Source organism: Agromyces albus (assembly GCF_030815405.1).
GTDB classification, from domain to species: domain Bacteria; phylum Actinomycetota; class Actinomycetes; order Actinomycetales; family Microbacteriaceae; genus Agromyces; species Agromyces albus_A.
The window spans coordinates 2,133,330-2,154,837 of record NZ_JAUSWX010000001.1 but is presented as its reverse complement, the minus strand read 5'-3'; the positions used below and the strand labels follow the sequence as shown (position 1 = coordinate 2,154,837).

At 68.4% G+C, this 21,508-nt stretch carries 13 protein-coding genes and 2 tRNA genes; 13 read left to right on the top strand and 2 right to left on the bottom strand.

Annotated elements, in window-relative coordinates:
* Positions 1 to 143: 143 nt before the first annotated feature.
* Together QFZ29_RS10075 and QFZ29_RS10070 are read left to right on the top strand one after the other, a co-directional pair.
* Positions 144 to 218 (top strand) — tRNA-Gln (locus QFZ29_RS10075).
* A gap of 223 nt (positions 219 to 441) precedes the next feature.
* Positions 442 to 2,820 carry a transglycosylase domain-containing protein gene (locus QFZ29_RS10070; protein WP_306893985.1) on the top strand — a complete coding sequence of 793 codons (2,379 nt, stop codon included), beginning with the start codon at positions 442 to 444 and terminating at the stop codon, positions 2,818 to 2,820.
* Between the two features lie 40 nt (positions 2,821 to 2,860).
* Here the strand turns inward: QFZ29_RS10070 and QFZ29_RS10065 are convergent, their stop codons facing one another.
* On the bottom strand, positions 2,861 to 3,499 hold the full coding sequence (locus QFZ29_RS10065; protein WP_306893984.1) for an MBL fold metallo-hydrolase: 639 nt from the start codon (positions 3,497 to 3,499) through the stop codon (positions 2,861 to 2,863).
* 61 nt (positions 3,500 to 3,560) lie between these two features.
* Between QFZ29_RS10065 and QFZ29_RS10060 the strand changes: the two genes are divergently transcribed.
* Both QFZ29_RS10060 and QFZ29_RS10055 read left to right on the top strand, forming a co-directional pair.
* Positions 3,561 to 4,463, top strand: coding sequence for a diacylglycerol/lipid kinase family protein (locus QFZ29_RS10060; protein WP_306893983.1), 903 nt, complete (start codon positions 3,561 to 3,563; stop codon positions 4,461 to 4,463).
* A gap of 76 nt (positions 4,464 to 4,539) precedes the next feature.
* Positions 4,540 to 4,612, top strand: a tRNA-Glu gene (locus QFZ29_RS10055).
* Positions 4,613 to 4,742: 130 nt separating this feature from the next.
* Here QFZ29_RS10055 and QFZ29_RS10050 read toward each other — a convergent pair.
* Positions 4,743 to 5,450 carry a TIGR00645 family protein gene (locus tag QFZ29_RS10050; RefSeq protein ID WP_306893982.1) on the bottom strand — a complete coding sequence of 236 codons (708 nt, stop codon included), beginning with the start codon at positions 5,448 to 5,450 and terminating at the stop codon, positions 4,743 to 4,745.
* 213 nt (positions 5,451 to 5,663) lie between these two features.
* Here QFZ29_RS10050 and QFZ29_RS10045 point away from each other — a divergent pair, with 213 nt between their 5' ends.
* The 9 genes from QFZ29_RS10045 to QFZ29_RS10005 all read left to right on the top strand — a co-directional run bounded on the left by QFZ29_RS10045 (position 5,664) and on the right by QFZ29_RS10005 (position 21,502).
* On the top strand, positions 5,664 to 6,698 hold the full coding sequence (locus QFZ29_RS10045) for a TerC family protein (protein WP_306893981.1): 1,035 nt from the start codon (positions 5,664 to 5,666) through the stop codon (positions 6,696 to 6,698).
* A 117-nt stretch (positions 6,699 to 6,815) separates the two neighbouring features.
* Positions 6,816 to 7,709 (top strand): PP2C family protein-serine/threonine phosphatase, encoded by an 894-nt coding sequence (locus QFZ29_RS10040; RefSeq protein ID WP_306893980.1) that lies wholly within the window; start codon positions 6,816 to 6,818, stop codon positions 7,707 to 7,709.
* Positions 7,690 to 9,012 (top strand): FHA domain-containing protein, encoded by a 1,323-nt coding sequence (locus tag QFZ29_RS10035; protein WP_306893979.1) that lies wholly within the window; start codon positions 7,690 to 7,692, stop codon positions 9,010 to 9,012. The genes QFZ29_RS10040 and QFZ29_RS10035 overlap by 20 nt, the downstream gene beginning before the upstream one ends.
* Entirely contained in the window at positions 9,012 to 10,733 is a 1,722-nt protein-coding gene (locus QFZ29_RS10030; RefSeq protein WP_306893978.1) for a serine/threonine-protein kinase, read from the top strand. The genes QFZ29_RS10035 and QFZ29_RS10030 overlap by 1 nt, the downstream gene beginning before the upstream one ends.
* A complete protein-coding gene (locus tag QFZ29_RS10025) occupies positions 10,730 to 11,446 on the top strand; it encodes a hypothetical protein (RefSeq protein ID WP_306893977.1) in 717 nt (238 codons plus the stop codon). The genes QFZ29_RS10030 and QFZ29_RS10025 overlap by 4 nt, the downstream gene beginning before the upstream one ends.
* Positions 11,447 to 11,624: 178 nt before the next feature.
* Positions 11,625 to 16,823, top strand: coding sequence for an Ig-like domain-containing protein (locus QFZ29_RS10020; protein ID WP_306893976.1), 5,199 nt, complete (start codon positions 11,625 to 11,627; stop codon positions 16,821 to 16,823).
* 103 nt (positions 16,824 to 16,926) lie between these two features.
* Positions 16,927 to 17,895 (top strand): AAA family ATPase, encoded by a 969-nt coding sequence (locus QFZ29_RS10015; RefSeq protein ID WP_306893975.1) that lies wholly within the window; start codon positions 16,927 to 16,929, stop codon positions 17,893 to 17,895.
* Positions 17,892 to 19,190, top strand: a complete 1,299-nt coding sequence (locus QFZ29_RS10010; RefSeq protein ID WP_306893974.1) for a DUF58 domain-containing protein — start codon at positions 17,892 to 17,894, stop codon at positions 19,188 to 19,190. The genes QFZ29_RS10015 and QFZ29_RS10010 overlap by 4 nt, the downstream gene beginning before the upstream one ends.
* Positions 19,187 to 21,502, top strand: coding sequence for a transglutaminase family protein (locus QFZ29_RS10005; RefSeq protein ID WP_306893973.1), 2,316 nt, complete (start codon positions 19,187 to 19,189; stop codon positions 21,500 to 21,502). The genes QFZ29_RS10010 and QFZ29_RS10005 overlap by 4 nt, the downstream gene beginning before the upstream one ends.
* Positions 21,503 to 21,508: the final 6 nt, after the last annotated feature.

The window sequence follows — 21,508 nt, the reverse complement described above, 5'->3', positions numbered from 1 at the left end:
GTGGGCGACGGATGCCCCGGCGGGCCCGTTCGACGTCGCGCGGGGCCCGTTCGACGTCGCGCGCTGCGACGCGCGCTCAGTTTGGACCGGGTGCGATCGGTAGGCTAGAGTTGCATGTCGGCGCGAGCTTCGGTTCCCGCCATTGGGGTATGGTGTAATTGGCAACACGGCGGTTTCTGGTACCGTTGTTCTTGGTTCGAGTCCAGGTACCCCAGCCAGTTCGAAAGCGATCGAGGCCCGGAATTCCGGGCCTTTCTTGTGCGCGCGGGCCGCCGACAGCCACGTCTTCACCGGTGCGCAAGTCTCGGCGATCGAGGCCCAGGATGCAACCCACTCGACAACCTGCCCGCGTTACAGTTGCATAGAGACGATGACACGATCTGGGGCATCGAGCCCGCGGCGCCAGACCGCATCGTCGTACGCGGGCGAAGAGGCTTGGGGGTGGTGATACCGATGGTCACCCACAGCAAGCGCTCGGTCGCCCGCATGGTCACCCGGAGCAAGCGCTCGGTGACTCGCATGGTCACGCGGAACAAGCGCAACCGCGACTTCGCCGAGACCAGAACGTTCGGCGGCGTCATCGGTGGATTCATCGGGCTCATCGTCGCGAGCACCGGCGCGGCGATGCTCGTCGTCGCCGGGATGACGCCCGCGCTCGCGACCGTCGGCATGGCGACATCCGGCACCATCGGCATGTTCGAGAATCTGCCGAGCTACCTCGAGATCGACGAGCTCTCGGAGAAGAGCAACATCTACGCGACGAGGTCCGACGGCAGCGTCGCGCTCCTCGCCTCGTTCTACGACCAGAACCGCGTCGAGGTGGGCTGGGACGCCATCAGCGGGTATGTGAAGGATGCCGCCGTCGCTGGCGAGGACCCCCGCTTCTACGAGCACGGCGGCGTCGACCTGCAGGGCACCATCCGCGCTGCCGTCACGACCGCTGCGGGCCGGGAGACTCAGGGCGGCTCGTCGATCGCCCAGCAGTACGTGAAGAATGTACGCGTGCAGGAGTGCGAGCGGGACGCCGCCGACGAGGAGGAGAAGGCGGGCTGCTACGACAAGGTCACCGAGACCACCATCGACCGCAAGCTCAAGGAGATGCGGCTCGCGATCGGCGTCGAGAAACGATACAGCAAGAGTGAGATCCTCCTCGGCTACCTGAACATCGCCGGATTCGGTGGAACCGTCTACGGCGTCGAGGCGGCGGCGAACTACTACTTCAGCACGAGCGCCGCGAACGTCACCCTCGCCCAGGCCGCCTCGTTGATGGCCATCGTGAACAACCCCGTCAAGTTCCAGCTCGACAAACCCGACAGCGAGACGAACGGCGCCGCCAACGGCTACGCCGCCAACCACGACCGGCGCGACTACATCCTCGGGGCCATGCTGGCCGAGAAGAAGGTCACGCAAGCCGAGTACGACGAGGCCATCGCCACTCCGGTGCAGCCCGCCATCCAGGAGCCGAGCACGGGATGCCAGACGGCGGCCGGAAGCGCCTACTTCTGCGACTACGTGAAGAACATCCTGCAGAACGATCCCATCTTCGGCGAAGACGAGGCGACGCGGTTCATGAACTTCCGACGCGGCGGGTACGACGTGTACACGACGCTCGATCTCGACCTCCAGAACGCGGCGGAGACCACGATCGGCCAGAACGTGCCGCAGGCATATCCCGGATGGGACGTCGGCGCGGTCGTCTCGAGCGTGCAGGTCGGCACCGGACGCGTGCTCGCCATGGCGCAGAACAAGTCCTACAGTCAAGACCCCGCCGTGCTGCAGTCGGGTCCGCAGTTCACGAGTATCAACTACAACACCGACTTCACCCACGGCGGGTCCCGCGGGTTCCAGCCGGGCTCGTCGTACAAGGTGTTCACGCTGGCGCAATGGCTCAATGAAGGGCATAGCCTCGCTCAACGCGTCGATTCACGGCCGAAGAGCAACTGGGGCGTCTTCCAAGACAACTGCAACGGGCCGCAGAACGCCGGCAACTGGAATCCACGCAACGATGCCAACGAGTCGGGGGCCAACTACACGGCACTGGAGTCGACGATCGGCTCGATCAACACCGGGTTCGTCGGAATGGCCAAGCAATTGGATCTCTGCGGCATCCGCAAGACCGCCGAAGCATTCGGGATGCACCGTGCCGACGGCGACCCGCTCCAGCAGGGGCCGGCGTCGGTGATCGGCACCAACGAGGTCGCCCCGCTCAGCATGGCCGTCGCCTTCGCCGGCATCGCCAACAATGGCGTCACGTGCACCCCCATCGCCATCGATCGGATCGTCCGCGACGGTGCGGAGATTCCCGTCCCGAAGTCGACGTGCACCCAGTCGGTGTCGCCCGAAGTGGCCGCGGCAATGCACTTCGCGTTGGGCCGCGTGATGACAAGCGGGACAGCGCAGGCGTCGAACCAGGGCACGAATCCTCGCGTGCCGCTCATCGGCAAGACCGGCACGACCGACGGCGCGAAGGACACGTGGATGGTCGGGGCGAGCTCCAAGGTCGCGACCGTCGCCGCCGTCGTGAGCGTGAACGGCGAAGCGAACCAGCGGGGAATCTTCTTCGACAGCGGACAGGCGGCCACGGCCAGGCACCGGATGTGGCCGGCGGTGATGTCGGTGGCTGCCGCGAAGTACGGCGGCGACGGGTTCACCGAGATCGGGCCGGCGCCCGTCGGGCCGCCACCCGGATCTGCACCTGCAGACCGTGGCGAGCAGGAGCAGGCGGGGGAGGCCCCCGATGGAGGCGGTGGTGACGGCGGCGCGAACGACGGTCCCGGCAACGGCAACGGGAACGGCAACGGCGGTCGCGGCCCCGACTGATCGGTGACCGCCGGGCCTGACGTCAGGAGCCGGCGAGCGCTCAGAAGTCGATCGTGTCGCCGGGCTCGAGCGGCAGGTACTCGCCGCCGCCCTGCTCGGTCGCCCACTTCAGGCGCACGTTCGCCGTCGACTTGCCGACGCGCGAGAGCAGCATCTCGTGCGTCGGGAACGCGCGCTTGGGAGCGATCGCGACGACGTAATCCATCGCCTCGCTGATCTTCATCCACGGCGCGTTGGCGTGCACCGCCAACACGTCGACCTCGACTCCGTCGGGCACGGTGAACGAGTCGCCCGCGAAGTAGAGGGAGTCGTTCACGAGTACGCCGACATTGTCGATGATGGGCACCGATGGGTGGATGACGGCGTGGCGACCGCCGAAGAATCGCAAGCGGAACGGGCCGACCTCGACCTCGTCGCCGGCCGCGACCGTCTCGACCGGGAACGCCGCTGCCGCCGCGGCGACGCCTGCGGGGCCGAAGATGCGCACCCCCGGGTTCGCCTCGACGATGCGGCTGAGCTGCTCCGGCGTCCAGTGGTCGGGGTGCTCGTGCGTGATCACGACGGCGACCGCGCCGCTCGACTCCGTGATCGGCGTCGTGTACGACCCCGGGTCGATGTACAGCTTGTCTCCGGAGTCCTCCACGACGAGCGCGGCGTGTTCGAGCTTGGTGAGGCGCATGCTTCGAGACAACACCGAGTCCCGCTCGGTGCGCAACCCGGTGGGCTGCCAGAATCGCAGCATGACCCCACCCCCGCAGCGCCTGCTCGTGGCCGTCAATCCGGCCGCCTCGTTCGGTCGCAATCGTGCGGTCGGGCCTGCGGTCGTCGAGCGCCTGACTCGCGAGGGATTCGAGGTCGCGATGCTGCGTGAGGCCAACTTCGAGCTGTTGCGTCGTGAGACCGAGTCGGCCTTCGCGCAGGGCACCGACGGGCTCATCGTCGTCGGCGGCGACGGCATCGTGTCGCTCGGCGTGAACCTCGTCGCGCAGACGGGCGTGCCCCTCGGCATGGTCGCGACCGGCACCGGCAACGACTTCGCTCGAGGCCTGGGATTGCCGCACGACGACCCGGCCGCGGCCATCGAGGCGCTCGTCGCGGCCGTCGCTCGCCCGCCACACGCGGTCGACGCGGGAGTCATCCGCCACGGCGAGCTGCGAACCTGGTTCGCGAACGTCGTCTCGACCGGATTCGACGCGGTCGTGAACGAGCGGTCGAATAGGATGTCGCGGCCGCGCGGCGCGAGCCGATACACGATCGCCCTCGTGCGCGAGCTCGCCACGTTCCGGCCGCGCACCTACACGCTCACAATCGATGGAGTGCCGCGCACGCAGCGCGCCATGCTCGTCTCGGTCGCGAACAACTCCTCGTTCGGCGGCGGCATGCAGATCGTGCCGCACGCCGATCTCACCGATGGGCTGCTCGACGTGTTCATCGTGCATCCGCTCTCGCGGGCGGGCCTCATCGCGGTCTTCCCGAAGGTCTTCGCGGGTCGGCACACCGATCATCCGGCCGTCGAGTTCGTGCCCGCGAAGCACGTGCGGATCGAGGCCGACGACATCGTCGCGTACGCCGACGGTGAGCGCATCGGGCCGCTTCCGATCGATGTCGAGATCGTTCCGGGCGCCGTGTCGATCTTCAGGTGAGGTCGTCGGATGCCGCGCCCCGCATCGATTTTGCGGCGGCCCGGCGCCTGTGTCATACTCTTCAAGTTGTCAATTCGGCCCCATCGTTTAGCGGCCTAGGACACCGCCCTCTCACGGCGGCAGCGCGGGTTCAAATCCCGCTGGGGTCACGCTGAGTTGTCAGACAACACGAATGCCCTCGCGTTTCGCGAGGGCATTCGGCATTTCCGGGCTCGACGACTCGAAGGCGCCGAACGCATGCGGATGCCACGCCGTCGCGACGCGGCATCCGCCTGAACGTCAGCGCTCGCGCGCGCTCGAGGTCAGCTCCAACGGCTCCTCGAGTTCGTCGAGCCCGCGTCGCGCGCCGGGGTAGGCCACCGGCACACCGTCGAGCACGTCGTGCGGCGCGATCTTGTGGAACGACATCCGGTCGATGAGCGCGAGCGCGAGCGCGCTCAGGATGAACACCGAGTGGATGATGACCTGCCACATCACGCCCTCGGACGTGTAGCGCTCCCCGGTCTCAGCGCCGTCGGTCGCGCCGCCCCTCATGTCGCCGACCTCGATGAAGGTCTTCAGGAGGTGGATCGACGAGATGCCGATGATCGCCATCGCGAGCTTGACCTTGAGCACGTTGGCGTTGACGTGGCTCAGCCACTCGGGCTGGTCGGGGTGCCCGTCGACCTTGATGCGGGAGACGAACGTCTCGTAGCCGCCGATGATCACCATGATCAGGAGGTTCGCGATCATCACGACGTCGATGAGCCCGAGCACCGACAGCATGATCGCGGCTTCGGTGATGTCCTCGGGGTGGAAGATGACCCCTTCGGCGAGGTGCCACAACTCGATCATGAAGACGACCACGTAGACGGCCTGCGCGACGATGAGGCCCAGGTAGAGCGGGGCCTGCAGCCAGCGGCTGAAGAAGATCAGGAGGCCCACGGCGCTCGACCAGGGGGCGATGCGGTAGTCAGGGGAAGGGGGCGGCGTCTTGGTGGCGCTCAAGCGTTCTCTCCTCGGATCATGGGGTTCGAGTCTAGGTGGTCGCGTCGGCTAGACTCGTGCGAGCGAAGGGGAGTATCCCGCGAGGCATCCGTCTCGATTCACGATTCGTCAATACGAGCGCCGCCGCAGCCGCTCCGGTCGTGGAGGCTGCACTGGCAGCGCAGGGAGAGACTTTCGGATTCCGCCGTCCCCCGAATCCTCGAAAGGCCCCCGGTGCAACTCGACCTTCCCATCTGGTTCGAAATCGGATCCCTCGTCGTCCTGACGCTCATCCTCGTCGGCGACCTGCTCCTCGTCCTCAAGCGGCCGCACGTGCCCTCATTGCGTGAGTCGACGCTCTGGGTGGTGTTCTACGTCGCGCTCGCGCTCGTCTTCGCCGGGCTCATGTTCGTGCTGGGCGACGCCGAGCACGGCGGGCAGTTCCTCGCCGGCTGGCTCACCGAATACAGCCTGTCGATCGACAACCTGTTCGTCTTCGTCATCATCATGGCGAGGTTCTCGGTGCCCCGGAAGTACCAGCAGGAGGTGCTCATGGTGGGCATCATCATCGCGCTCGTCCTCCGCGGCATCTTCATCCTGCTCGGCGCCTCGCTCATCGAGAACTTCTCGTGGATCTTCTACATCTTCGGCGCCTGGCTCGTCTGGACCGCCATCCAGCAGGTGCGCGACAGCCACGAAGACGAGGAGTCCGAGACGTTCGTGGTGCGGATGCTGCGCAAGCGAGTGCGCCTCACCGACGAGTACGACGGCGTGAAGCTGCGCACCGTGATCGACGGCCGCAAGTTCTTCACCCCGATGCTCATCGTCTTCGTCGCGATCGGCACGACCGACCTCCTCTTCGCGCTCGACTCGATCCCGGCCATCTTCGGCATCACGCAGAGCCCGTTCATCGTGTTCACCGCGAACGTGTTCGCGCTCATGGGCCTGCGCCAGCTCTACTTCCTCCTCGGCGGGCTGCTCGAGCGCCTCGAGTACCTGAAGTACGGCATCGCCTTCATCCTCGCGTTCATCGGCGTGAAGCTCGTGCTGCACGCCATGCACGGCAATGAGCTCCCGTTCATCAACGGCGGCGAGCACATCGAGTGGGCACCCGAGATCTCGACCTGGATGTCGCTCATCGTGATCGTGGCGGCGATGGCCGTGGCGACCGTGGCGAGCCTCGTGAAGGCCCGCGTCGACGCGAACAAGCGCGGCAACAAGCTCATGGACGAAGTGCCGCATTTCACCGAGGATTCGCACCACCGCTAGTGGCGACACATCCACAGGGGTTCGGCATGATGACACGGGAGTTGCTAGCGTGGGTGGGCGGCGCCCCCGTGGGGTGCTCGGGCCGGCGCCCGGTAGAGAGTTGTTTCGAGGAGAATCGTGTCGGGTGATGGCGAGGGCGTCGTCGCCCTGCCGCGTGGATCGGCGCTCATCGCGCACAGTGCGCGAACCGACGTAGGGCGGGTGCGCACGGTCAACGAAGACTCGTTCCTCGCCGAGGCGCCCGTCTACCTCGTCGCCGACGGCATGGGCGGCCACGCCAGGGGCGATGCCGCGAGCCGCGCGGTGATCGAGACGTTCCGCCGCCACCTCGAGTCAGGAAAGCCGTCGTCTCCCGAGCAGGTGCTCGACGCGATCCACAGTTCGAACGAGGCCGTACGCGCACTCAGCGAGGCCGGCGAAGAGGGCACCGCGGTCGCCGGCACGACGCTCGCCGGAGTCGCCCTCGTCGACGCGGGCGACGGCTCCGGGTTTCACTGGATGGTCTTCAACATCGGCGACTCGCGTGTCTACGCGTGGGACGGCCGCCGTCTCGAGCAGCTGAGCGTCGACCACTCCGCGGTGCAGGAGCTCGTCGACGCGGGTCTCATCCAGGCCGATGAGGCCGAGCGGCATCCCGAGCGCAATGTCATCACCCGGGCCATCGGTGCCGACGACTTCGTCGATCCCGATGTCTGGCTGATTCCCGCGGCCGGCCGCCAGGTCTTCCTGGTCTGTTCCGACGGCCTCTCGAAAGAGGTCGACGAAGACGGGATGGCCCGAGTCCTCGTCGGCGACACCGGCCACGCGGCTGGACTCGCCGGCGAGCTCGTCGACGCGGCCCTCGCTCACGGCGGGCGCGACAACGTGACGGCGATCGTCGTCGAATCCGAGCTCGGCGCGGCCGGCGACGACGACGAGACCACGCGAGATCGTCGAAGCCGGCTCTCGCACGCTGCAGAAGACACCAGGCCACGCACATCGGGAGGCGACAATGGCGACGTACCGGCATGACCCCGACGCCGCGTGGTTCGCGGCGGTTCGCGGGGGAGTGATCCTCGTCGTTCCCGTCGAGGCGGCGAATGAGCTCGCCACGCTCTGGACCGACTTCGCTTCCGGAGACCCGACCGGTCGCGTACTCGATCGACTCACCGCACAGGGGCTCGGGGCCACTCCACCGTTCGCGCTCGTCGTGCGCGACGAAGGCGTGGGTTCAGCCCGGGTCGTCGTCCGCGGGCCGATCGTGGTGCGTTCGGGTTCGACCGCGATCGGCGGCGCAGGCGTCTCGACGTGGACGGAACGCGTGATCGAGGGGTCAGGCGCGCTCTCCGTCGAGATCGACGGTGCCGGCGAACGTTCCAGCGCGTCGCTCCCGATCGTCGAGGGGGTCGTGCCCGCGATCTCGGTGTCCTCCGAGGGGATCGAGGCAGTGGCTGCCGTCGGCCGGGCAGGCAACGCGCCCGCGACGGCCCCCGCCCCCGCCGCGCCAGCCGCCCCCGCCGCGCCAGCCGCCCCCGCGCCCGAAGCCGCCCCCGCGCCGGGCCCCGCTCGTGAGACCACTCCAGCGAGCGCCCCAGCAGCACAGGCTCCTCCGCCGGCAGCGCCGGCGATGAGGCCGCCGCCACCGCCCGTTCCGTCGGCGGCCTCGGCGGTCGCCGAGCAGACGGTGGCGAAGCCGTCGGCGCAATCGGCTTCGCCGGCCCGGTCAGCTCCGGCCGAGCAGACCATGGTGTCGGTCGAGGAGACGGTCGCCGGGGTGTCCACGCCGGCGACTCCGATGTCGGCGATCGTTCCCCCGGCCGGCGTCGCCTCGGGCGCGGCGGCCGGCGCTCCCGCTGCCGAACCCGAGTTCGACGGCGACCACGACGGCATGACCGTCGCAAGCGTCGACATCCGCAGGCTCCGGGAGCAGCGCGCCGCGCAGGCAGGCGCAGACGCTGCGACGCCGGCGGGCGGCCTTGCCGCGGCATCCGTCACTCCGCTGGCAAGCGTCCGCATGCCCGACGGCACCCTCGAGCCGATCGGTCACGAGGTCGTGCTCGGGCGCGCGCCCAGTGTCAGCAAGGTGTCCGGGGGCCGCATTCCGCGCCTGCTCACGATCGGTGCGGGCGACCCAGACATCTCGCGCAGCCACGTTCGCCTCACCCTCGAGGGCGACACGGTCGTGATCACCGACCTGCATTCGCGCAACGGCACGCACGTGGTGGCCCCGGGCAAGGCGCCCGTGAAACTGCGCGCGGGTGATCCCACCCCGGTCCTCACCGGCACGGTCGTCGACCTCGGCGGCGGTTGGACAGTGCAGGTGGTGGGCGGTTGATGCGTCGAGCACCGTCGACACCGCCCGATCTCCCGGGTTACACCTCGCTCGGTCTCCTCGGCTCGGGCGGCTTCGCGGACGTGTTCCTCTACGAGCAGCGGCTTCCCCGCCGCAAGGTCGCCGTCAAGGTGCTGCTCACCGAAGAGCTCGGGCGCGACACGAGGGCGCAGTTCGTCGCCGAGGCGAACCTCATGGCGCAGCTGTCGGCGCACCCCTTCATCGTCACGATCTTCCACGCGGATGTCTCGGCCGACGGCCGCCCGTACTTCGTCATGGAGTACTGCTCCGGCCCGAGCCTCGCCGAACGCTACAAGCGCGAACGGTTCGCGGTCGAAGACGGGCTCCGCACCGGCATCCGACTCGCTGGCGCCATCGCCACCGCGCACGGCGCCGGAATCCTCCACCGCGACATCAAGCCGGCGAACGTGCTCACGAACGACTACGGCTGGCCCGCGCTCACCGACTTCGGCATCTCCTCGAATCTCGAGGGTGAGCTGCCGGTCCACACGATCACGGCGGCCCCCGACAGCTCGTCGACCGGGTCGGCCCAATCGGCAGTGGGCATGAGCGTGCCCTGGTCGCCGCCCGAGATGTTCGAAGACGATCCCAAGCCCGACACGCGCAGCGACGTCTTCTCGCTCGCCGCGACGGTGTACACCCTACTCGCGGGGCGCACCCCGTTCGAGATCGCGGGGCGGTCGAACGGTTCGCTCGACCTGATCGGGCGCATCGAACGCGGCGCCATTACGCCGATCGACCGAGACGACGTGCCGCGCAGCCTCAAGACCGTGCTCGCGAAGGGCATGGCGACACGACGCGATGAGCGCTACCCGAGTGCCGTCGAGTTCGCGCGCGCCCTGCAGCGGGTCGAGCTCGAGCTCGGCTACGCGGCGACGAACATCGAGGTGCCGAACCTCGCCTCCGTGCGTGCAGAAGCCGACGAGACCGACGAAGCGGATGCCACGCGCGCTCGCTCCGTTCGCACCGTCGAGGCCCAGTCGCCGCGACCGGTGGCACCGTCCCCGGCAGCCACCGGCGACGATAATGCCACCCGCGCGCGTTCGCCCCAGCGCGTCGACCCGCAACCGCGGGTTCCGACGGGCGCGTCGGCGGTGGAAACGCCCGTCGACGACCACACGGTCGTGCGGACTCGCGGCGCCGCGGCATCCGCACCCGCTCATGACCGTTCCCCGGCTGCTTCGCCTGCGATCACGAACACCTCCGTCGCCGATGCGACGATCGTGCGGCCGCCGCACGCCGCGAGGGCGGGTGCCGCTCCGGCGTTGCCCGGCGAGACCAACGCGAAGTCCCGTCGGCCGAGCGTCGGCGCCGTCATCGGCGTCGCTGCCGGCATCGTCGTGCTCGCCGTCGTCGGCATCGCCATCGCACTCTCCGGCACGCTGTCGATGCCCACGCCGCCGACGACGCCGACCGCGAAGCCCGATGACGCCCTGCTGGCTGCCACCGTTCCGATGCCGACGATCTCGCCCGGCGTGCCGAGCGCCGACGGCGCCTCCGTCGCGTTCGACGTCTCCCACGAACCCGTCGAGAACGGAGACGTCTACCGCTGGAAGCGCGCCGACGGCAGCGGGAATGCGCAGGTCTCCGAGGGGCCGACCATCACGATCAGCGGGGCGACGCCGGGAGTGCCGCTCTGCATCGACGTGCAGGTGCAACGAGGCAGCAAGACCTCGGAGCCCCAGCGGGGCTGCTCACCATGAGGCCGCTGCGCGTCGAGTACTGCGGGGAGTGGTACACCGTCGAAGCCGGGGAGCCCTTCACGATCGGCCGGGAATCCGACCTCACGATCGATGACAACCCCTACCTCCACCGCACGTTCTTGACCCTCTCTGCCGAATACGGATTGTGGTGGCTCTCGAACGTCGGCCAGTTGCTCTCGGCCACGGTCTCCGACGCGACCGGCAGCGTGCAGGCATGGGTGGCGCCCGGGGCGAAGCTGCCGCTCGTGTTCCAGGCCGTGCACGTCATGTTCAGTGCCGGCGCGACGACGTACGACTTCACGGTGCACGCCGAAGAGGACTTCTACAACACCTCGCTCACCGCGACGCCGGTCGACGGCGGCACCACCGTGCTGCCGGTCACCCTCACGAGCAGCCAGCGGCTGCTCGTCGTGGCGCTCGCGGAGAACCTGCTGTCGCAGCCATCCGCCGGCCGGGCCGTGGTTCCGAGTTCAGCTGAGGCGGCGGCACGTCTCGGATGGAGCATGACGACGTTCAATCGCAAGCTCGACAACGTCTGCGAGAAGCTCGACAAGATCGGGGTCAACGGACTCCGCGGCGGCCGCGGAAAGCTCGCGACGAATCGGCGTGCCCGGCTCGTGGAGTATGCCGTGGCCACGCGGCTCGTGAGCATCGACGATCTCGCCCTGCTCGATGCAGATCTCCAGAAGTCCGAGCAGCCTCCGTCCGAATGAGCAACGCACGGCGAGGGGAGTTCTCCCCATGTGGCACCGGTCATCAGCCGTGTTAGCGTGTACCCCGGAGTTGGGGGCCGATCCCGATCTCATGCTCATGTCTGCAGTGAAAATCAGGGAGTGACGGTTGGGTACCTTCTCGTCCTGGCTTCGCCCTCGCAAGACGTTGGCCACGACCGTGGCCATTTCCGTGCTCGCAGGCGTGCCGCTCACGTTCGCCGTGCTGCATCAGGGGTTCCCGGTCACCGATCCCGATCTGCGTGCGCGTGAGGTGTGGGTGACCAACGGCGAGGAGCTGCTCGCCGGTCGCCTCAATCGGCAGATCGAAGAGCTCGACGCCGCCGTGAGTACCGTGTCGAACGAAATGGATGTCTTCCAGAACGGCGACGACGCGTTCCTCTACGACGCGAGCGCCGGCTCCATCGAGCGAATCGACCCCGCGTTCACGACGCTGACGCAGCGCGTGGACGTGCCGCTGGGCTCCGAGATCGCCTACGGCGGCGACGTGCTCGCGATCCTCTCGTCGAAGGGCGAGCTGTGGACCACGCCCGCGGGCGGGGAGCTCTCGTTCGATCCCCGCGGCACCGACCCCTTGGTCAAGCTCGGTGACGGCGCGCAGGTCGCGGTGACGACCGAAGGTGTCGTCTTCGCGACGTCACCGTCGAAGAAGACCTTGTACCGCATCGCGCCAGGCGGCGGCGACCCCGCGGCGTCGGAGTTGCCGCGGCTGGGTGAGCACCAATTGGCGGCAGTGGGGGATCGTGCGGTCATCCTCGACGTCGAGCGCAACGCGGTGGTCGTCGACGGGCGGGTGATCGAGCTGCCCGAGGCTGGGCTGAGGCTGCAGCAGTCGGGTGCCGAGCACGATTCGGCGTTCGTGGCGTCGGCGTCGGCGTTGCTGGAGGTGCCGCTCGGCGGGGGCGACGTTCGGGTCGTCGAGAACGGTGCCGACGTTGCAGCGGAGTCGGCCGATGAGGTTGCCGCGCCGGTGTGGCTGAACGGTTGCGCCCATGGGGCGTGGGCGACGTCGTCAACGTATCTGTCGGCGTGCGAGGGCGAGAAGCCGGCGCCGCAGCAGATCGAGCAGCCGACCGTGGGGTCGCGGCTGGAATTCCGGGTGAACCGGGATGTGATCGTGCTGAACGACCTGACCAACGGGAACGCGTGGCTCGTGGATTCGGATCTTCGGCTGGTCGACAACTGGGACGAGGTCACACCGCCCGAGGAGTCCGACGAGCTCGAAGGCGACGAGAAGAGCGCCCAGCAGACCTTCGAAGACACTTTGGCCGAACGCACTGAAGCGAACCGTCCGCCGCTGGCACGGGACGACGACTACGGCGTGCGTCCCGGGCGCACGACAGTGCTCGAGGTGCTCGAGAACGACACGGATCCCGATGGCGACGTGTTGACGGTGAGCGGCACGTCGGAGGTCGCGGAGTCGCAGGGGCGGCTCGAGCTGATCGATGGCGGTCGGGCCTTGCAGTTCACGCCGGCTGAGGGTGCTGCCGGCACGGTCTCGTTCCGATACGGCGTGGATGACGGTCGCAAGGGCGCGTCCGAGGCGTCGGTGAACGTGCGGGTCGTGCCCGAGCCCGAGAACGCGGCACCGGTGTCGCTGCGTTCGGGTGCGGTGAGCGTGGAGCAGGGCCAGCAGATCTCGTACAACGTGCTCGCCGACTGGATCGACCCCGACGGCGACGACGTGTTCCTCGTCAACGCCTCGCCGACGAGCGGCGACTCCGCACGATTCAGCCCCGACGGCTTCGTGACCTTCGATCACCAATCGGGCGAGCTCGGGCTCAAGGAGGTGCAGTTCACGGTCTCCGACGGTCAGGCCACAGCGGCCGGCGTCCTGACGGTCGACGTCAAGCCCACGGGCACGCTGAATCCCGTCGGAACGCCCGACTTCGCCAAGGTGTTCACCGGCGAGTCGGTGCTCGTGAACCCCCTCGAGAACGACTTGACACCGTCGGGTGCCCCGCTCTCGCTGCTCGGCGTCGCCGACGTGCCCGGCGGGGCTTCCGTGACACCGAACCTCGAACGCGGAACGATCGGCTTCAGTGCCAACGCGCCGGGGGAGTACATCTTCGTCTACAACCTCGGAGCGGATGCCGCGGTCAGCGTCGGGCTCGTGCGTGTGCAGGTCGTGGATCCGCCCACCGAGGCGCAACCGCCGATCGCCGTGAAGGACACCGCATACCTGCGGCCCGGCGAGCCGACCTCGGTAGCCGTGCTCGCCAACGACGTCTCACCCACCGGGCGCGTGCTCGCGGTGCAATCCGTCGACGACTCGATGACCGACGACCTCGTCTCGGTCGAGATCATCACCAACACCGTCGCCCGCGTGACGGCTTCCGCTGCGCTGGATCGACAGTTGCAGTTCAACTACACGATCTCCGACGGCATCGAGACGGCGACCGCCACGGTCATCGTCGTGCCGGTGCCGCCGCTCGTGAACAACCAGCCGCCGGTGGCGCTCGACGACAACGTCAACGTGCGCGCCGGAGACATCGTCACGGTTCCCGTGCTCGACAACGACTACCACCCCGACGGGGCGAAGATCCAGGTGCTGCCAGATCTCGCGGAAGCGCAGACCCCCGAGGGGCTCGCCTTCGTGAGTGAGGAGACGGTGCGCTTCCAAGCGCCCGAAGCGGCCGGCCAGTATTCGGTCGTCTACACGATCGGCGACGATTTCGAACAGACCGCTCGCGCACAGGTCAACTTCACCGTGGTCGCGAAGGATGCCGGCGAGAATCGGCCGCCACTGCCCACGCCGCTCACCTCGCGCACATTCGCGGGATCCGCCGTGAAGATCGACGTGCCACTCGATGGGCTCGACCCCGACGGCGACTCGGTCGTGCTCACGGGAATCAAGGCGGCGCCGAGTCTGGGCCGCGTCGCCGACCAGACCAGCACGTCGTTCACGTATGAGGCGTTCGCGGGCTCGACGGGCACCGACACCTTCACCTACGAGCTTCGCGACGCGCAGGGCGAGGCTGCCATCGGCACCATTCGCATCGGCGTCATTCCCCGGCCGGCGGTGGCGTTGCCCCCGAAGGCCGTCGACGACACCGTCGAGATGAAGCCCGGCCGCACGGCATCCGTCGAGGTGCTCCTGAACGACTCTGATCCGAGCGGCTACAGCCTGAAGGTGACCGGGCTCGCCGAGGTCGACGAGGGCATCAAGGCCAAGGTGCGCGAGCAACGCCGCGTCGTGGTCACAGCCCCCGAACAGGAGGGCGCGTTCACGATCCGCTACGAGATCTCGAACGGGCACGGCGGCGCCGACAGCGCGTTCCTTCAGATCGCGGTGAAGGAGAACGCGGTCATCCTTCCGCCGACCGCCGAAGACCAGGTCATCGAACCCGAAGACGTGCTCGACGTCGACTCGATCGAAGTGAGCCCGCTCGACGACGCCACGAACGCGGGCGGTCTCGTCGAAGACCTCGTCGTGTCGGTCGAGGGCCCCAACGCGAACCGGGCCGAGGTGCAGGCCGACGGCAGCATCGTCGTGCGCCCGGCGAAGCAGCGCTTCGCCGTCGCCTACCGGCTCACGAACGAGCTCGACGATCTCGACGCGATGGCCTTCGTCATCGTGCCGCCGTCGGCGAGCGCAACGGAGGACGCCGAGGAGGAGCCGACCATTCCGGGCCCGCATCTCGCCGACCTCGAGCCCATCGTCATTCCCATGAACGGCAAGGTCAGCTGGAGCGCCGCCGACATCGTGGTCGTCCCTTCGGGCAACCCTGCGCTCATCCTGTCGGCCACGAGCACCAATGCCGGGGAATCGGCGTTCATCGACGGCGAGAACCTCCAGTACGTGCCGGCGAAGGACTATCGCGGGGAGGCGTCGGTCACGTTCGAAGTGACTGACGGCGCGTCGGCCGACGACCCGAAGGGACGCAAGGCGATCCTCACGATCCCGATCACGGTCGGCGATCCGAACTTCGAGGACACGCCTCCGGTGTTCACGCCGCGGAGCGAGACGATCGAGGCGGGCGAGGCCGCGCTGCAAGTCGATCTGCGGTCCTCGACCGACCACCCGAACCCCGATGCGATCCAGCGGATCAGCTACTCGAATATCGGCGGCGTCACCGCCGACATTCAGGCGACGATCGACGGCGGCACGCTGAACCTCTCCGCGCCGCTCGGCGTGCAGCCCGGCGCTGCGACCCGCATCACCTTCGACGTGAAGTTCAACGAGTTCACGGTTCCCGGCTACGTCGACGTGAAGGTCGTCTCGTCGACACGAGCTCCGGCGCAGGCCGTCGACGACGGGCCTGTCGAGATGCTGCGCAGCCAGACGCAGACGGTCGACGTGCTCGCCAATGACTTCAACCCGTTCCCCGAGGTGCCGCTCCGTGTCGTGGCCGCGGAGATCGACCAAGCGGATGTCGGATCGAGCGCGTCAGTGAGCTTCACCGCCGAGGGCATCACCGTGCGCACCGGTGCCTCGTTCACCGGAACGCTGAGCGTGATCTACCGGATCCAAGACGCCACGAAAGACCCCGCTCGTGAGACGCAGGGCCGTGCGACGATCATCGTGCGTGCCGCTCCCGACGCGCCGAACGCTCCGACAGTGAACGCGGGCGATGCCCAGGCGACCGTGACCTGGAGGGCCCCGGCGAACAACAACTCGCCGATCACGGGGTACATCGTCGAGTACAACAACAGGACCGCGGACTTCCCCGCGTCCGCGGCAGGTGTGGGGCAGACCATTGGCGGCCTCACGAACGGCACGGAGTACACGTTCACGGTGCGTGCCGTGAACGCGATCGGCACCTCGGCCGCCTCGCCCGGCACGAGCGGCACGCCCTATGGCACGCCGAGCGCGCCCCGCATCACCTCGTTCACCGCCTCCGGTTACGCACCGGCCGATCTCACCGCAAGGTGGGATGTCCCGAACTCGACGGGCGGCGGCTCCGTCAGGTACCAATGGCGGCTCGACGGCGGCGGCTGGAACGAGACGACGAGCCGATCGGCCACGATCAACAACAGGGGCGCCGGCACGTATCGCATCGAGGTTCGGGCAATCAACAACGGCAGCAACCAGACGGGCCCCGCGGATGCCGCCGCCGTCGGCGTCAGCAACCCCCCGAAGACGGTGTCGCTGTCGAAGGGCGATCGCGTCGGGTACTACTCCGGACCGTACGGCTACTGCAACGGCGACTGCTGGCAGTACAACGTGTCGGTCTCGGGCTTCCCCGACGGCACGGCGTCGGGCTACGCGATGTGCAACGGCACCCGACTCTCGACCGACATCCGCATCTCGGTGAACGGTGGCCGCGGCAGCTACAAGGGTAAGTTCCCCGAAGCCTGGTGCGGGTACCCCGACGCGTACGTGGTGATCGACGGCGTCAGGAGCAACAATTGGTGACCGGGTGTGAGGGCCCGGGGTTGAGGTCGCAGCAGTCAGGTGCCGCTGAGTACGGCAAACGGGCAGTCGAACACGGCGCCCGCAATGGAGGGAGAGTCCGAACGTGTCCGTGACGCAAGAACAGGCCCAGTGGTACCAGGATGCCTTCAGCAAGCTCGTCGACAACGTCGACCAGGCCATCCTCGGCAAGCGGGAGGTCATCGAACTCGTCGTGACCGCCATGCTGGCCGGCGGGCACGTGCTGCTCGAGGACTTCCCCGGCACCGGCAAGACGGTGCTCGCCAAGGCGCTCGCGAACACGCTCGACGGCACCCACTCGCGCATCCAGTTCACGCCCGACCTGCTGCCGTCAGACGTCACCGGGGTCACGATCTACGACCAGGGCAAAGCTCACTTCGAATTCCACCGCGGCCCGATCTTCGCGTCGATCGTGCTCGCCGACGAGATCAACCGCGCAAGCCCGAAGACGCAGTCGGCGCTCCTCGAGGTCATGGAGGAGGGCAAGGTCACCGTCGACGGCGTGAGCTACGACGTCGGCAGCCCGTTCATGGTCATCGCCACGCAGAACCCGGTCGAGCAGGCCGGCACGTACACGCTCCCAGAGGCGCAGCTCGACCGGTTCCTGATCAAGACCTCGCTCGGATATCCCGACCACGACACGGCCGTGACGCTGCTCCTCGATTCGGCGAACCGCGCCCGCGCCTCCCGCGTTTCGCCGATCATCGCCTCGAGCTCGATCATGACGATGGCGCAACTGGCGTCCGACGTGTACGTCGATGCATCCGTGCTCTCGTACCTCAACCAGATCGTGGCCGCGACGAGGGAGCACCAGGACACCGCCCTCGGCGTCAGCATGCGCGGCGCACTCGCGCTCGCGCGAGCGACGAAGTCGTGGGCGATCGCCCACGGCCGCACCTACGTCACCCCCGACGACGTGCGCGATCTCGCCGTGCCCGTGCTGGCCCACCGCATCATCGTCGACCCCGAGTCCGACTTCGCCGGCATCACCGCTGAAGACATCGTCTCTCGAGTGCTCGTCGAGATCGCTCCGCCCGCGTACCGGGCGGCATGAGCGGGGAGACCGCGGCGCGACCGGCCCCATCGCAGGCGCGCATCGCGTTGCGAACGACCGGGCGAGCCGTCGCGGCATCCGCTCGATCGGCCATCACGCGCGCCGCCGACGCGTCGCAGGTCGTCGCCCGGTTCGCGTCACCCGTCGTCAGCGTCGTCTCGACGACAGGATGGCTCGTGCTCGCGGCAGCGGTGGTCTCCCTGGTACTCGCGTGGATGTTCGGCTGGATCGAGTTCGCGTTCCTCGGCTTCACCCTGCTTGCGGCGTTGCTCATCGCCGTCGCGTTCGTGTTCGGCCGCATGAGCTACCGGGTCGGAATCGAGCTGCAGCCCGCGCGCGTCGTGGCAGGGGAGCGAGCGCTGGGCCGGATGCTCGTCACGAACGCCGGCTCTCGCGCATCGACGCCGTCGCGACTCGAGCTGCCCGTCGGAGCCGGTCTCGCGGAGTTCATGGTGCCGGCGCTCGCGCCCGAAGCCGAGCACGAAGAGCTGTTCGCCGTGCCCACCAACCGGCGGGCCGTCATCGTGGCCGGCCCGGCGGAGTCGGTTCGCGGAGACCAGCTCGGCCTGCTTCGACGCACCGTGCGATGGACCGATCCGGTGGAGTTGTTCGTACACCCGATCACCGCGAGGCTGCAACCGTCGGCGGCAGGGCTCATGCGCGACCTCGAGGGTGAGATCACCAAGACCATCACCAACAACGACATCTCGTTCCACGCCCTGCGCGCCTACGCGCCGGGCGACGCACTGCGCAACGTGCACTGGCGCACCTCGGCGCGCACCGGTCAGCTCATGGTGCGCCAGTACGAGGAGACGCGGCGATCGCAGCTCACGCTCCTGCAGACGACCGAACGCAAGTTCTACGCGTCCGATGAGGAGTTCGAGCTCGGCGTCTCGGTGCTCGCCTCGATCGCCGTACAGGTCATTCGCGACGGCACGCGACTCGCCGTCGTCACGGAGGGCCTCGCCCTTCGCACGGCCACGCCGACGACGCTGCTCGACGACTCGTCGCGAATCGAACCGACGGGCGGCGAGTTCGCCTCGGTGCGAGACTTCGTTCGCGAGGCCACGAAGCGGTTGCCTCCGCCGAGCGTCGTGATCGCCGTCGCCGGCTCGACCATGCCCGTTGCGGAGTTCCGATCCATCGAGACGGTCTTCAGCGCCGACACCACGATGGTGGCGATGCGCGTCGAGCTCGGCGCGGCATCCCGCATCTCGAAGATCGCCGGCGCCGTCATCGTGACCATCGGCGACCTCGCCGATCTCCCTCGAATCATGCGGAGGGTGCGGCCATGACGAGGCTTTCCCGCAGCGCCGTCGGCGACCTCCTCGTCCTCAGTGCGCTCTCCCTGATCGGCGTACTCGGCTACGAGACGTCGTTCGGCGACCTGAACTTCCTTTTGGCGGCCTTCGGCGGGCTCGCCGTCGGCACACTCGCCGCGGTGGCGGGATCGCTCTGGCGACTCGGAGTGCTCACGACGGTGCTCCTCGGCCTTGCCGGGTACTTCCTGCTCGGCACGCCGTTCACCATGCCGGGCGCGGGCACCTTCGTCGTTCTGCCGAGCCTCGAGTCGATCGTGGGCCTCGCATTCGGCGCCGTGTTCGGCTGGGCCGACATCGTGACGATCGGCACGCCCGTCGAGGCGCCGTACTACGTCGCGGCCGTCCCGTACTTCGCGGCCTGGGTCGTCTCGCTCGTCGGCACCATGCTCGTCACGAGATGGCTCGTGAGGCGACGCACTGCACTCCGATCGAGCGTGCTGCTCATCGGCCCGATCCTCCTGTACGTCTCGGGCATCCTGCTCGGCACCGACGAAGCCTATTTCGCCGGCTTGCGTGGGGTGACCTTCGCGGTGCTGGCCCTCGTCTGGATCGCATGGCGTCGCGGCGCGACCGTGGAGGCGAGCGGCGAGGGGGCGCAGCGTCTGCGCAGGCAGAAGCTCGCCGGCACGGCCATCGTCGTGGCAGGCGCCATCGCCGTCGGAACGCTCGCCGGGGCAGCCCTCGCACCCGTGACGCCCGACCGATTCGTGCTGCGCGAGGAGATCGTGCCGCCGTTCGACCCGCTCGAGTTCCCGAGCCCGTTGTCGGGCTTCCGCAAGTACACGAAAGACCTCGCCGAGACGCCGCTCTTCGAGGTCACCGGACTCGAGCCGGGAGACACGATCCGCCTGGCGACGATGGATTCGTACACGGGCCGGTTGTGGAATGTCGCCGGTCCCGACGACGTCGGTGCAGAAGGCGGCGGCTATGCGATCGTCGGCGAGTCGCTCCCCGAGCCGTTGCTCGCGAGCCTCGGGAGCCGGCGTGAGGTCGAGGTCGAGGTGGCCGGCTACGACGACGTCTGGATTCCGATGGCGGGATACGGGTCATCGCTCCAGTTGCTCGACGACGAGACGGCCGCTCGCGAGGGCGACCTCCGATACAACCCGGCCGCCGGTACCGCGGTGCTCACGAGCGGTCTCGGTGACGGTGCCAAGTACCGGCTGGACGCGCGCATCCAGGAGGAGCCCGAGCTCGAGGAACTCATCGACGTGCCCGTGGCGAGCCTGACGCTGCCCGTCGTGGCGAACTCACCCGACGTGGTCGCGGCGAAGGCCGATGAGTTCGTCGGCGATGCCGCGAGTCCGATCGAGCAACTGCGGAACATCGAGCGTGCGCTCAAGACCGGCGGATTCCTCAGCCACGGGCTCGCGTCCGACGCCGTGCCGTCCCGTGCCGGGCACGGTGCCGACCGCATCATCGAGCTCTTCACCCGATCCCAGATGGTCGGTGACGAGGAACAGTACGCCTCCGCCATGGCATTGATGGCTCGGCACCTCGGCTATCCGGCCCGGGTGGTCATGGGATTCGCACCCGAGGTGCCCGCCGAGGGCGGGAGCGTCGAGGTGACCGGCGGCGACATCACCGCGTGGGTCGAGGTGCCGTTCGAGGGAGTTGGCTGGATCTCGTTCCGCCCCACTCCCGACCAGGTCGACGTGCCGCAGGAACAGACGCCCAAGCCGAAGTCCGAACCCCAGCCGCAGGTCCGCCAGCCTCCGCGAGCGGAGGAGATCGAAGACGACCTGCTCACGACCGTCGAGATCGACGAGACGGAAGACGACCGTGACGAGGCGTTCGCCGTGCCCGGCTGGGTCTGGGTCGTCGCCGGTGTCGTCGGCATCCCGCTCGCCATCGTGTTCCTGCCGATCCTCGCCGTGGCCCTCATGAAGCGGCGACGCAGACGGATGCGGCTGAAGGGTGCCAATGATCGGCGTGCGGCGGGCGCGTGGGAGGAACTGATCGACCGATACGCGGAGCTCGGCTTCGAGCCGCCCGACCGTGGCACTCGCCTGCAGTCCGCTCGCTTGCTCGAACGGCAGGCGGCTGAGCAGGGTCTCGAACATTCGGGGGCGAACGGATCGCCCGGCGAACAGCCCTCCGAGCCGGTGCGACTCGCGTCGCTCGCGGCGACGATCGATCGCGACGTGTTCGGTGGCACTGAGATACCCGACGAGGTCGTCACGGCACGCTGGACCGAGGCGGATGCCGCGACCGCTGCGGTCTACGCCGCCGCGGGACGAATCCGCCGGGCCATCAGCCGCTATCGGATCCGCTCGCGCCGGTAAAGTGGT